The organism is Chitinophaga varians, assembly GCF_012641275.1.
GTDB classification, from domain to species: Bacteria; Bacteroidota; Bacteroidia; order Chitinophagales; family Chitinophagaceae; genus Chitinophaga; species Chitinophaga varians_A.
The window spans coordinates 210,543-224,451 of record NZ_JABAIA010000003.1 but is presented as its reverse complement, the minus strand read 5'-3'; the positions used below and the strand labels follow the sequence as shown (position 1 = coordinate 224,451).

The following is a 13,909-nucleotide window of genomic DNA, read 5'->3' as shown; positions in this document are numbered from 1 at the left end:
GCCATAAACAGTGACCCCCGCTATTGGCCAACGGACTGCAGATACCGATAATCGAATTGTTTAAGTATTTTACCATTCAAATCTCTGATGAGTTTAAGTCTTCCGAAACCATCATACTCATAGAACGTAACTTTACCAGCAGGATCGGTTTCACTGGTTAACCCCCAAACAGGAGAATAGGTATATGTCGAAACCAACATTTTTTCATTGCCTGGTGCCTTCCTTATTTTGTCGATTTCATTTCTCAACGCTTCATCATTGGCCGGATTGTCCAGCACATTACTATCTACTTTAGATATAATGGTATTATAGTCACCTCCCACTATTTTAGCGACAGGATATTGTCTTTTATATCCCCATAAATAGACTTCATGCACGTCATTACTTTTTGACTGTTCCAATATATTAGCTGTGTTGTCATAGTTGAAAAACGTAAGTCTGTTTTCCACTGGATTATTGAGCGTACGACTGAAAACACTTTCCGGCAAAGGCAGACCTGATGGCCATACACTGTAATTGATCAACACATCTTCCAGGGAGCTATTATTTTTAAGCTTGGACTGCTGTAATAATGTTGCCGCATAGTGTTTGGCTACCAGTAGCGACTTGGCCGCAGCAGCGCTGGCTGACAATCCGTTGATGGAATCCAGTGGATATTTGCTGACGGTGATCAAACTATCTCCTGTACTTTGCAACGCTACCATACGGGTAAGCAGGCCATGCTGCGGATTCTCATAATAATAGCGGACTTCCTTTTGTAAAGAATCATTTCTCTCAGGAAAATAATCTGTTTCTATAGTTCGGGTTTTAACAATCCACGGGCTGACAACGCGGCTTTCAGCGTAGGAATAGTTCTTAATTCCAAACTCATGGCAACCTATTGGATTATTAGGATTCCCCGGATCACAGATATTACAATCCTTCAGACATACCTGAAATGAAAATGGCTGGATGACTTTTACCTCAAAATAGTTGGGTAATCCCTGACCGTAGCGGTCAACGGTGTAGTTGTTGCTTACCGACCTAATAAGCTGACCATTGTTACTATAGTATTTTTCTGTCATCAGATGTCCCCTAAAGACATCCATATCTGTACTGGCTTTATTCGACAGGCCATTTGCCCTGATATTGGGTGTGCCGTCGGGGGCTGTCAAATCAAATGCATACAAAGCAGCACGCGTATTGGGAGCCTCATTTTTAAAAAGCGACACAACCGAGCCATTGCTGGTAGCACCGGATACTTCCTCTTTTACGCAACTATACCCTACAGGAGCCCCCTGGGTAAAACCTAAATAATTGGTGGAGAATGTTGCCCTTTGCAGAAAAGTACAGGCGCCACTGTTTGTTGTTTTGAATTCAGCGAACATGTAAGGGCTGATCAGGTTTCCCGAAGAACGGGCAGTGTCCCCTTCCATGCGGTAGTAAAAGTTCCGGATATTTTCCACAGGAGTAATTCCGTCATTGTTAACAATCCTTTTAATTCTTAAACCTCCACCTTTCACTACCTTGATCGTATCCGGGCCAAGGGCAAAATAATCCACGCGGATGGATGCATTTTGTACCTTCCCGTCTACCCCAGCTGAGATTTCGTAAGTTCCTGTATCGGTAATATCCAATGTCCTGGTAGCGGTGGCGTTTATCATAAACTGTTCATAAAGCACCGTCTTACTTCCGTCCGTGTTGATTCGTTTTACATACACACTGGGACCGTTTTCAACGGGCGTTGCCCCACTGTAGTTGCCACCTATCGTCATGGAAATTCTTTGCACATGATCTATCGTAAAGGTTTTCGCATTATAGGGAGCATTTACGGTGTTAGTCATGGAAGCGGAAGTGTTTGCCATACCGGCTATTTCTGGTCGGTCAGTAATCATTCTGCCCTCCTTATACCCATAGTCATTACTTTCATAAATAAACTGGGTATACCCGCCGGCAGGGTAAGTTATCTTCTTTAGTACACCAGTGATCGCGTAAGCTGCATCAGGTTTTCTATTGGCGCCGGGTTTGCTATATAACGGCCCCCAAAGGCGGGGATCAATTTCCGGCAACAACGTGGTATTCTGCGCTCCATTAAAGTAACCCCAATAGTCCTGAGAAAGAGAGGTTACTGCAGGAACAGCCGTTGGCGCATAATACTCAAATGCATGTACTAAGGTGCCGGTATCATTGACGGCATATTGTGTCAGTCTATCCAGTCTAAGCCTGAAAGAATTGCTATTATTCTCAAAATAGCTATAGGATAATCCAAATTTCATTTTAGATATTCCTTTATAATCGGAAACAACCATTGAATCCACTTTCGATACCCCCTGCAGGTCCAACCGGTTGCCGGTATTATAAAAATGTACATTTTCAAATGGGGTGGTAATATCAGTCAGCACCTTACCATTATAGGTGGTACTTGAAACAGCGCTCGACAGGTCCAGCGGCATGCATGCGCTGTAACTCCCTGCCGCCTGCAGATAATCAACAGAGGAGTATTGTATCACTTCAGGCAAATCATCTGTTGCAGCATAGCTCAAATCAACCGTACCAAAAGGCGTCACAATCTGGGTCAGGTACCAGGCGGACGTGTGGTTGGTAATTAATCCTCCACCGCCATCGACATGCGAAATCTCATTGGTACTAAATATATATCTGATTCCATTTTCGTCTACTATTTCAAATCTGGACAAGGTATTATCGTGTGAGATAGATAGGTCCTGAAAGGGAATGATATGGGCCTTCTTCTCCGGCGTTGCATCTATGATAAATTTGCCGCTCTTCCCACCAAAATTATAGTAAAACATGTCAGGCTCGCTGTCATAAGAACCACCCAGAAACTGTGTAAGGTCATGGTCTCTCAGATCGGCAGGCACCACATTGCCGTAATTCCAATAGCCCAGCGCCGATTCATCCGGCTTCCCATGTACCGTACGCGTGATTACCCCCCGGCATTTAGCGACCATCCCAATCCCACATTACTGGCCCTTTCCTCTACTTTTAAACCACTGGAGTGATAATTGAGGGATATCGGCAAGGAAAATTTTCCCAGTTTCACTGTATAAAGCGGAATGCCTATGTTGGGTATCCCTGTATATAGTCCTACTGGTATATCCCCGTATTTACCCAGTGCAGCCGCATTGGGTGAGGGAGGAATTAATTTGGGCAGGTCTGTCATTTTGGAGTCGGACTGCGCATATAAACGGGAACAGTCTGTATTAAATAGACAACACAACATTGCCAGGCAGATGAGAAAACGTCTCGGGACAGCGAATACAGTGCATAGGAACATAGTAATGACGATAGATATAGTGATCAATTGGTGTAACAGTTTTGAATAATGAAATAAATAGTCTGCATTCCGCTAATAGGTTTATAAGAGTCGAGAATTTAAAATAAACAATCCTTGGGAGTTGAAAGTCTTCAATATAGTCAAAGATAACTTTTAACTAAACAACTATTCAATTTGCCTGGTTCAAATGCTCTATATAGAATAAATATTTTCTTTAGGCACCTGTACCCCACATTCCTCCGTATTCTACAACTCAAAGCATTTTAAATCCACTTCGGTCAATACGCCGTCTTTACTTTTCCTGGACAGGCGTTTTTCCTTCTTCTTCAGCCTTTTCAAGTGATTGACCGCATATTCAATTGCCTCCATTCCTTTTTGATAATGATCGTGAAAGAGCGATATTTCTATCCCAATATGCGCTCTATTATAGCGATATACATCATCATACTTATTAAAAAACTCTCCAGCATATTTTTGATAATAAACCAGCACCTGCTCAAAGTTTGACAACATACTTTCTGGATCCTGATCGTTAATATACAACAACACATCCGGAAAATCTTTTTCTGCATGTTGTTGAATATAGTTATTTATTGATTGAGCAATCGTGTCGTTACGCAGGGAAACCGGTTTGTTAGCCGGAACAATGGCGTAATGTACCTTTCCTATCTGTTTAATTGTTATCTGCGCCGGTGCGTCCAGAAAGGCCATGGCTAAAAATAAAACAAAAATTAGTTTTTCCATATTACCAAGCACTTTTAGGTAAAATTGCCTTAACCCCATTTGTGGAATAGATATACACCTTTTGGCCAGCACTTTTAGACATTCCGAACTGGTAATTTGCGATAGGATTACCTTTCTTATCAGTAGCACCATTTATATCTTGTACCGATGGCCCTTGAACGAAAGAGCTATTTTCTTTTGCGCCACTGGGATGACTATGAAAAAGCGACTTTGTTCTTACATCAATAGTATGTGTGATCGTTACAGCACTATTGTTGGTTGGATCACTTACCGGGGAAGAAGGAGATTGCACAACTTCCGTATTGCCAGTAGGTTTTCCTGCCTCATCTCTTATCTCCCGGATCTGTCCTCCATGCTCCTGATTATTTGCATCGCTTGTGCCACCGGAGCCATCATCCGCATCAACAATACTTGACATTTTACTTCGAACTCCGGCTGACAGCAACTCAACGAAACTATTGTAAACAGAGGCGCTGGCATCAAATTCAGCTGTATTTCCGGAATTTTTTTTCACAAACGCCATAGCAGCCGATCTTTCCCTTGCTGAAATTCCATCTGTCTTTATTTTTTCTGTAGTTCCTGTCTTCGTGTTGTAACCAACAGTTTTATTTTGGCTGGTTTTTATCACATAATCTGTAAAGCCTCCCGCGAGATATCCCTGTTATAAAGCGCCGTCTCCACCGGACGGTTCAGATCATCATAGAAGGTCACCAACCACTGGTTCAACGCTCGCTGGTTGGCATCTCTGGTAAATACCAGCCGGTCACGCACATCATACACCATTTCCACAACGCCCGCACCAGGGCCCTTTTTGGTGATCATTCGCTTTCTCCCATCGTAGCTATACTGAAAACAAAGACCATCTGCGATAGCAGCTGTATTCCAGCTACCGATGATCTTCTCCACGCCCAACGGCGGGATCACAAAACGCAGGTTATTCAGATCGTCATAGATATAATAGGTACACAGCCATCCCATATGGGCCGTACAGGTATTGCCGGCTGCCCGGACTTTTTTAAGTACCACCCGGCCGGATTTGTCTTTATATTCCGCCACCTGGCCACCGTCTTCATCTGTTGTCACTGTTACAGATAACTGTCCGGCAGCATCTATGTTCCAGATACGCACAGAGTCGGCGACTGTGTTAACGAGGTATTGAAGCGTTACTGGTTTAGTGGCCCAGCTGTCGCCCGTAGCATAAGTTTTCAGCACCCGGTTCAACGGCGAAGCCTCAAATTCTGTCTTGCTGTAAAATATCCGTTCTCCGGTATACTTGCCAGAATTCCGGTAAAACTGGTCCTGATCGCCAAACGCCGTCGTTTTGAACTTGCCGTCGGTGGCGGCTCCCGTATAGGGCAGATACTTAAACTGTTCCCGTCCAAAGGCATCGTATACCACCGGGGTTACCATGTCTCCGCCCTTGCCACCTATGTCTTTGGCCACCGTCTGCAAAGGTCGACCAAGGCCATCAAAGTATTGCGTAATCTGTCTTACATCGGCTGTCGGATTTGTCTGGGCCATTACTGCAGTGGGATCTGTCAGCGGTTTGACTGGCTCCCAGGTCCGGATATAGTTGACGGTGGGATTCGTATAGGCGCCAGGGATGTTTTCCGGCGTCGCGGCGGGCAATCCGCCGCCACCGGGCTGCTGGCCGGAGACCAGCTGGCTACCGGATAATATAGCTATAAACAATAAAAACGCAGAAATTTGGGCGAAGCTACGTTGAGTTCTTTCTCTCATAGGTATTATTCTTGGGCAACAATTGAAAACGGAATATTTGATAATAAAAATATCAAATATTATCTAAATAGGGTATCTAAAAATATAAAACTCCTCCTTCACTCTCAATTAAATAGTGTTCTCGTTTTAGCAGGCACAATATGCCGGGCATTGCCAACAAGAGGAAGACAACAAAGCAGGATTAAACACATGTAAACACCGGATATTTCATCCTATTATTTTTTAGTATACTACAAATGCTCCATACAGAATAAATATCTCCCCGGAGTATTCTACGTGCCATGCGTTTTCCATATTTTACAGTTCAAAGCACGTTAAATCATCTACTTACCTCTCCCAATACCAACCTTCCCTTTTCCAATTGTCAAGACTTGATTTTCTTGAATAAAAGAGATCGTAATGGCTTGAGAAAGATATTCAAACCTCAATAAATGCTTATTGTCAACCAGTAATTCATATACTGGTCTATTACATATTAAAGGTTCAAAATCTTTATATTGTTTATAAGTAACAACCACAGGAATGATGTAAAATTTCTCAAAACCGTAACACCCAGTTGTATCAGAGCAAAAAACTTCAAGTGCTTCTTTTTTAATCGCTTGCCTTTTTTCAAAAAAATCAACTCTTAATCCATCTTTCAGCACAGGCTTCACAATTAAACTATCCAACTCATCAAAATTACGATCTGCAGGAAAAAAGAAGTCATGAAAACCCAAAAGCCTGATTTCATTCTGCCTTCCATCATAATCATACATATAATTACTTGCAGATAGAAATAAAAAACCACGCTTTTCCCTCACCACCAAGGTATCTACCTGCGCCGAGCTGGTTATAAAAGCCAGCAAACTGAATAATATAAAAATTATTTTCACTGTCGCTATTTTTGGGCTTCTTAACTACATTACAGTTTTAATGCCCTATCAGAACAATACTTACGAAGTGCATGATAGGAAATATTAGTTGAGTCTTTCGACTCCCTATTGACCGCCACCTGGCCGGACGCCGTCAAACAAGCAAATAAGCATACGGTAACAGAATATATTTTTCTCATCACGTTTCTATTTTTAGAAAAACTACTGCTTGCATTGGAAGATTATAAAAGGAAGATATAAAAATAATCTGATGATATCCGCCTTAAAAACGAAAGGCCTTAGCGATCAACCATCGCCAAGGCCTTCCTGCTTATCTGCCATCTCAACTATTTATACCCCGGATTTTGCTGCAAATTCGGATTCGCATCCAGCTGCGCCTGTGGAATAGGAAACAACTTCCTGAACTCCGCATCTGCCGGGTGGAACTGCCATTCGCCGCTCCATTTGCCGAAACGGATAAGGTCCTGCCGGCGGCAACCTTCCCAGATAAACTCCCGGCCTCTCTCCGCCAGCAAATCGTCGAGCGTCAGGGTCAGCAGCGGCTTGGCCACCGCGAAGTTGCGGGCACGCACTTCGTTCACCAAGGCGAGTGCCGGACCAGCCTGACCGGTACGTAACAGGCATTCTGCTTTCAGCATGAGCGCGTCAGCATAACGGAAAATCACAAGGTCATTGTCCTGATCGGCATAGGGGGTGTTCTTCTCAATTTCATATTTAACGATGCGTACGCCTTCTGTCTGGGTGGCGTTGGCAAGGTCATTGATCTCCGGGGTGAAAGCCAGCGGAGCGCCCTGTTCTGTCTTCAGCGGCGTGCCATCCTGCGCATATTGCTGCCCTACCAGGAACATGGTTTTACGTTTATCGTCATTGTCATAGGATTCATAATGTGCTTTGAGCGTACACCAGCCGTTCCATGGCGAGCTAGGCAGACCGTAAGTATAGCGGTTGTTGTAATGCAGCGTGAGATAGTGCAGCATCATGCCTTTGGCGTTGATGGCGTCATAAGGGACAACGAAGATATTCTCCTTCGATGACTCGTTATGCGTGGAGAAATTGGCGAAATAGTCCGCCTCCAGCTGATAGCCTTGTTTGGTAACGGAATCGCACATACGAATACAGTCATTCCAGCGCGGCGTTCCGGTATATACTTCAGCGTTAGCATACAAACGTGCCAGCAGCATGAAGCCCATGCCTTTGGTCACTTTACCGTAGTTTTTAGTGTTCAGTTCTGCGGGTAACGCCTGGATATTGTCCAGTATCTCTTTTTCAATGAATGTAAAGGCCTGCGCCCTGGGCGTGTTTTTAGGCGGCTCCGCCTGGCTGAAGGAAGTCACGATGGGGATATTGCCGAATGCGTCCATGGCCAGATAATAGTGAAAGGCACGCAGCACTTTCATCTGCGCCTTGATCTGGTCTTTGGTGGGCAACTGGATAGTGGACTGGTCGAGCTTTTGCAGGATGGCGTTGACAGGGTTTACGCCATTCTGGTAGATGCTGTTCCACATATCGTTGATATACTGATGCGTTACCGGAAACTGGTGACTGATCAGCACGCGCCACAGGCCACCTTCGTTCCAGTCGGCGCCGCGGGAAGGCACCGTGGTCTCGTCGGTAGTGACTTCATTCATTTTCCAATAGGCGTCACGGTAGCTGCGCATATTGGCGTAAGCACCGTTGGCGAAGGCGTTGAGCTCATCTTCTGTTTTGAGGAAGTTGTCATCTGTGCCACGGTCGTAGAAGGTTTCGTCCAGCTTGGTACAACTGAAGACGGTACAGGCCATGCCTGCCAGTAAGGTATATTTGAAGATTGTTGTTTTCATGATCATCTTGTTTATTTAAAGTTCACCGTAAAGCCCACTGCGAGAGAGCGTGTTTTCGGATATACGTTCCTGTTATCAATGCCAGGCGCGAGGCCGTCAATAGGCAGTTCAGGGTCCAGACCGGAATAGGCCGTCAGGACAAAGAGGTTCTGTCCGGAGATGTAAACCCTCGGATTGGCGAACCACTTACTGTTGGCCGCTGGGATGTTATAGCCCAGGGTGAAGTTGTCCAAACGCAGGAACGCGCCGTTTTCGATGAAGCGGTCAGACACATACGTGCCTCGGATATTGCTGTTGGCATATTTGGCGATGATGTTCCTTCCGGGCATGCGGCTGAAACGGTCGCTGAGCACCAGTTCTGTAGCATTGAAGATCTGGTAGCCGAACAGGCTTCGTAACAGGAAATTGAGATCGAAATTTTTATAGCGGAATGTGTTGGCAAGACCAGCCTGGTATTTAGGCAGACCGTTACCTGCTACGCGGCTGTCGCTGCGGAAGTCGAAGGAACCGTTGCCGTCCAGGTCTTTGAACTGCTGGTTACCGTTGGCATCTACGCCGTTGAACTGCGGAATGTAAAACGTACCGATGGAATAACCCGGCACCACCTTCACGATCTGTACGGCGGTTAGGCCGCGGGCGCCCACGGTACCGGCGTAAATAGCGTCGCTTTTGAACTGGTCGTTTGCGATAGACAGTATCTCGTTATAGTTACGGGAGATATTGAAAGACACGCCCCAGCTGAAATCTTTCCGCTGGACCACGCCTGCGCTGAGCGACAGTTCTACGCCTTTGTTGCTGATCTGGCCTACGTTGGCCAGGATGGTAGGGAACAGGTACGGCGGTGAAGGCACGTTATAGTTAAACAACAGGTCTTTGGTGCGTTTGTCGTAATATTCGATGGTACCGGTCAGACGCCCTTTGAATATGCTGAAGTCGATGCCGGCATTGAACTGCGCGGTAGATTCCCAGCGGAGATTGGGGTTTTCATTTTGTCCGATGACATAGGACGTCACCCAACGGCCGTTATCCAGCACTTTACCTCCCGGACTGTACGTCAGCGGGGATTTATAGTTTTCGATTTCCTGGTTGCCGGTAACGCCATAGCCTACACGTAGTTTAAGATCTTCCAGCCAGGTGGCGCCGGAGAGGAAGGGTTCCTGTGTCATGCGCCAGGCGAAAGAGGCAGACGGGAAGGTGCCCCATTTTTTGTCTTTACCGAAACGGGTGGAACCGTCACGACGCACTGTACCGGTAAGCAGGTATTTGTCATGGTAGCTGTAGAAAGCGCGGCCAATGAAAGACACCAGAGCATTCTCTCCTGCCCCGGAGCCAACAGTAGGCAGATCGGCCTGTCCGGCACCGAGGTTGTTGTAGCCGAAAATATCGGATACGAACTGCGTATTGCCGGCATTCATGGAGTTGCTGAAGAAATTCTGATAGGAATAACCGGCGGTCACTTTCAGGTTGTGCTGCTTCCATTGTTTGCCATAAGTAAAATAGGTTTCCAGCGTTTTGTTGTCCCAGGTTTTGGATTCCCGGGTGGCGGTGCCGTTGCTACCGGCGCCTTCAATCACCGGAGACTTTTTGGAATAGTACATGCCTCTGTCGGCGGAAGCTCTTTCCAGTCCCAATAACAAATCGTAGGTCAGGTTTTTGGTGATATCATAGGTGATCTTGGCAGATCCGATAAATTTATTGAATGCACGCTGATGTTTGATCTGGTTGGCCAGTGCTACCGGGTTGTAGTTATCGTTGATATCGAGTTTTTCGAAATAGGTGCCATCGGGTTTATAAATGGGAGCGGTAGGATTATAGGCGATGGACTGTTCCCAGAGGCGGTTATCTCCCTGATCGTCGGGGTTCAGGCCCTGGTAGCGGTTCTTCTCTCCTACATAGTTCATGGACAGGCCTATACGCAACCGGTTATCGAAGATACCCTGGTCGAGTGTGATACGGCCGATGATACGTTCCAGTCCGGAGTTAATGATCGCACCTTCGTTGTTGAGGTAGTTCACTGAAGCGCTGTAGCGGGTATTGTCTTTACCGCCGCCCATGGAGAGGTTGTGGTTGTGGCTCACGCCTGTACGGGAAATAGCTTTTTGCCAGTTAGTGCTGGAACCGAGATCAAAACCATTAGGGTCGATATTATTGTCCTTCAGGTATTGACGGTATTGGGAAGCATTGAGCACATCGTAAGTATTGGCGATCTGGTCGAAGCCCACGTAACCGCTATAAGACACCTGGGGAGCGCCTTCTTTACCACGGCGGGTGGTGACAATAATAACGCCGTTGGCCCCACGGGAACCGTATATCGCTGCCGCAGAAGCATCTTTCAGCACATCGATGGACACGATATCGTCCGGCGGCACCACGTTGATGTCGATACCGGGAATACCGTCCACTACAAACAGCGGCTGGCTGCTGGCCGACAGAGAGGAAGCGCCTCTCAGCCGGATGCTGATTTTTCCGTTGGGATTACCACCGGGCTTGCTGATCACCAGACCGGCTACTTTGCCCTGTAGTACCTGTACCGGGTTGCTGATGATGCCTTTGTTAAAATCTTTGGGGGTGACGCTCACCACAGAGCCGGTGAGGTCTTTCTTCTGCGTGGTACCGTAACCTACCACTACCACTTCGGAGAGTGCGCTGGAAGATTTTTTCAGCTGTACCTGCATGCTGCCTTTCACGGGCAGCTCCAACTGGTCGTACCCTACGTAGCGGAATAGCAGTATGCCGCCGGCGGGCGCGTTGAGCTGAAAATTGCCGTTTTCATCCGTCACCGTACCGATGGCAGTACCTTTCACCTGTACCGTTACGCCGGGCAGTGGGCTGCCGTCATCCACGCCGGTCACTTTTCCTTTTACCTGGATGTTTTCCCATCCGGAGTTTTCGGGGATGATGACCACCAGTTTATTTTCCAGTTCTTTATAGGTAAATCCGCTACCGGCCAGCAGTTTGTCCAGCAGCGCCGGCAATGGCTCATCGTCCGCATGCAGACTGACTTTCCGGTGCAGGTCCACTTTGCGGTCGCTGTACAGGAAACGGACGTCTGTCTGCCCGGAGATACGGTCCAGCACCTTTTTGATTTCCGTATCCTTCACCGACAGCGACACCCGGCGCTGGGAGTAGCCGGTGGCGGTCACCTGCAGGCAGGACAATAAAACAATAACAAAAGACAGCTTCATAATGACTAGAGGCTTTAGTACCGCCGTTCTTCGCCGGCGGCAACGCGATTGGTTGACATTTTGCATTACATTTGTGATGATGGGTGAGAAAATAACAATGCCCTGTCCGCCCGGCCAAAGGGGATATGCATTGTTTCTTTACCTGGAATTACAGGAAATGTTAGTAGCATTTCCTGTTTTTTTTCTGTGATGTTCTACTGTTTGTTTTTACTGATTCATAACGGTTTTTGCAGCTTATTTTTTAGTTGACGTGCCAAATATGGTAATTGTATTGCCCTGTACTTCATAGCGGAAATCTTCAATCAACTGCATGGCATCCAATGCCTGGGTGACGGTTTCGCCGGCAAAGGCGCCGCTGAAGATATAGTGCTTTGGTTTTTCATCCCGGAAGGTGATATGTACGCCGTACCAGCGTTGCAGCAGCCGTGCCAGCTCTTCGAAGTCGATCTCGTCAAATTGCAGCCGGTTGTTTACCCAGGCCGTTTCTGTCAGGCTGGTGTCGGCCAGTGGCGCAGCGACGTTGGTTTGTGCGGGTGGGCCGGCGTGTATGGTTTTCAGGTTTATTTTTTTCACCGGCGCCGCGATCGACGCGGTAGCGTCCAGCGATACTTTTTCGTAGGGCCGCAACCGTATCCTGCTGTCGGGGGTTTTGTCGGCATATACTTCCACGGCGCCTTCCAGCAGGGTTGTTTCACAGGATGACTGCCCGTGATAGGCTTTTACGTTAAAAGCCGTTCCCAGCGCGTGTATATTGACCCCGGAAGCGTGTACCACGAAGGGCCTGGCCGGGTCGGGCGCCACTTCAAAATAGGCCTCTCCTTCCAGCCACAGTTCGCGGCGGGAGCCGGTCAGCACACAGCGTAACTGGCTGCCGCCATTAAGGTGTACGGTACTGGCATCTGCCAGGCGGAATGTTTTCCGTTCCCCGTCGGCCGTCCGCACTATCTGCTGATGACTGTCGCCACCAGGCCGGAATAAGAGGAACATGCCCAGCAGGGTCACAGCTGCGGCTCCCCATAATATCCATGACTTCAGCCCCCGGGAGTCTTTTGTTGTAATTTTTCCGGGAGATGAGTGGGCCGGCTCTGCCACGGCCATGATTTGCCGGAAAATGTCTGCGGGCGGCGTGGCCGCTACGGGGACCGCCTCCCAGTACCGTTCCAGTAAGGCAATAGTGGCCTGTTGTTCGGGACATGACCGCAACAGGGATTCCAGCTCAGCCGCTCCATCCGCATCGATGGTGCCGGCCAGCCGGGCAGTGATCAGTTCGTTCAGGCGTTGTTCATCTGTCATCATTCTTCCGGAAAGAAGTGCTCTCCGGATATACAGACACGAAAAAAAACACGATTACGTACAAACGATGAAAAAAATTTTGAAAGCACTAATGGACGGGGAGGGAATGGTACGATTTGCTTAAATGTTCAGTCGGTTGTATAACGTCATTACAGTTGCGTGCTTATCTGCCGTGCCGGATGCTCAATGTACAGCCCGGGAGGCACGCTCTTACCGCACCGGATGCTGCATAGCTTGCAGCACTTCACGCAGCCGGGCCACGGCCCTTGCCAGTTGGGTTTCCACCGTGCGTGGCGACACGTCCAGGATAGCAGCCACCTCCTTGTATTTGAAGCCTTCTTCCCGCACCATGCGGAAAACAGTGCGGCATTGCGGCGATAGCCGGTCCACTGCCGCGTCCAGTTGCTGCTGTAGCTCTTTCCACTCCAGCGAAGGCTGAATGGCCGTTTCCGCCGGCTCAGCGATACTGTCCAGCCCCAGCCACCGGTGCCGCTGATGGTCACGTATATAATTATAGCTGCGGTGACGGACCGCCGTATATAAATAGGTCTTCAGTCGTATAACCCCCACCGTTTGCCGGCGGTTCTTCCATAGCTGCACAAACACATCCGATACAATCTCTTCCGCCGCTTCACGGGTACCCGCCAGATCGGCCGCGAAACAGACCAGCCGGTTGTAGAAGTAATCAAACAACGTACGAAACGCCGACTGATCATCCGCCCCACAAACAGACCGCCACAGGGCGTTTACTTCAGCGTCTCCCATACAATAGTTTTTAATAATGCGTGCACCCGGGTAAACTACTCAAATTTTTATTGTAAAGCGATTTTTTTCTCGAAGAATACAAGAGAGCAAAGAACGCGAAGATGTTCATCCATTACCGGCTTTTACCGGCGATTTCCCGAAAAAAAGGACCATCCGGGATAGGTTCATTTCCTTACGTCCCTGCTCTTCGCTAAAATCCTGACGCACTTTACATGA

The 13,909-nt window shown here is 47.6% G+C and carries 9 protein-coding genes; all 9 read right to left on the bottom strand.

Annotation, left to right across the window (positions count from 1 at the left end):
• Nucleotides 1–20: 20 nt before the first annotated feature.
• The 9 genes from HGH92_RS24510 to HGH92_RS24470 all read right to left on the bottom strand — a co-directional run bounded on the left by HGH92_RS24510 (nt 21) and on the right by HGH92_RS24470 (nt 13,693).
• A complete protein-coding gene (locus HGH92_RS24510; protein ID WP_168873454.1) occupies nt 21–2,948 on the bottom strand; it encodes an RHS repeat domain-containing protein in 2,928 nt (975 codons plus the stop codon).
• Nucleotides 2,949–3,520: 572 nt separating this feature from the next.
• The gene (locus HGH92_RS24505; protein WP_168873453.1) at nt 3,521–4,018 is read right to left on the bottom strand and encodes a hypothetical protein; all 498 of its coding nucleotides are present in this window, start codon (nt 4,016–4,018) and stop codon (nt 3,521–3,523) included.
• A 1-nt stretch (nt 4,019) separates the two neighbouring features.
• Nucleotides 4,020–4,646 (bottom strand): hypothetical protein, encoded by a 627-nt coding sequence (locus tag HGH92_RS24500; protein ID WP_168873452.1) that lies wholly within the window; start codon nt 4,644–4,646, stop codon nt 4,020–4,022.
• A complete protein-coding gene (locus tag HGH92_RS24495; RefSeq protein WP_168873451.1) occupies nt 4,643–5,758 on the bottom strand; it encodes a DUF6443 domain-containing protein in 1,116 nt (371 codons plus the stop codon). Before HGH92_RS24495 ends, HGH92_RS24500 begins: the two co-directional genes overlap by 4 nt.
• Before the next feature lie 323 nt (nt 5,759–6,081).
• A complete protein-coding gene (locus tag HGH92_RS24490; protein ID WP_168873450.1) occupies nt 6,082–6,630 on the bottom strand; it encodes a hypothetical protein in 549 nt (182 codons plus the stop codon).
• Nucleotides 6,631–6,956: 326 nt separating this feature from the next.
• A complete protein-coding gene (locus tag HGH92_RS24485; RefSeq protein WP_168873449.1) occupies nt 6,957–8,450 on the bottom strand; it encodes a RagB/SusD family nutrient uptake outer membrane protein in 1,494 nt (497 codons plus the stop codon).
• An 11-nt stretch (nt 8,451–8,461) separates the two neighbouring features.
• Nucleotides 8,462–11,635: a TonB-dependent receptor gene (locus tag HGH92_RS24480; protein ID WP_168873448.1), complete on the bottom strand. Its 3,174-nt coding sequence runs from the start codon at nt 11,633–11,635 to the stop codon at nt 8,462–8,464.
• 234 nt (nt 11,636–11,869) lie between these two features.
• A complete protein-coding gene (locus HGH92_RS24475) occupies nt 11,870–12,931 on the bottom strand; it encodes a FecR family protein (RefSeq protein WP_168873447.1) in 1,062 nt (353 codons plus the stop codon).
• 207 nt (nt 12,932–13,138) lie between these two features.
• Nucleotides 13,139–13,693 (bottom strand): RNA polymerase sigma-70 factor, encoded by a 555-nt coding sequence (locus HGH92_RS24470; protein WP_168873446.1) that lies wholly within the window; start codon nt 13,691–13,693, stop codon nt 13,139–13,141.
• Between the last annotated feature and the right edge of the window lie 216 nt (nt 13,694–13,909).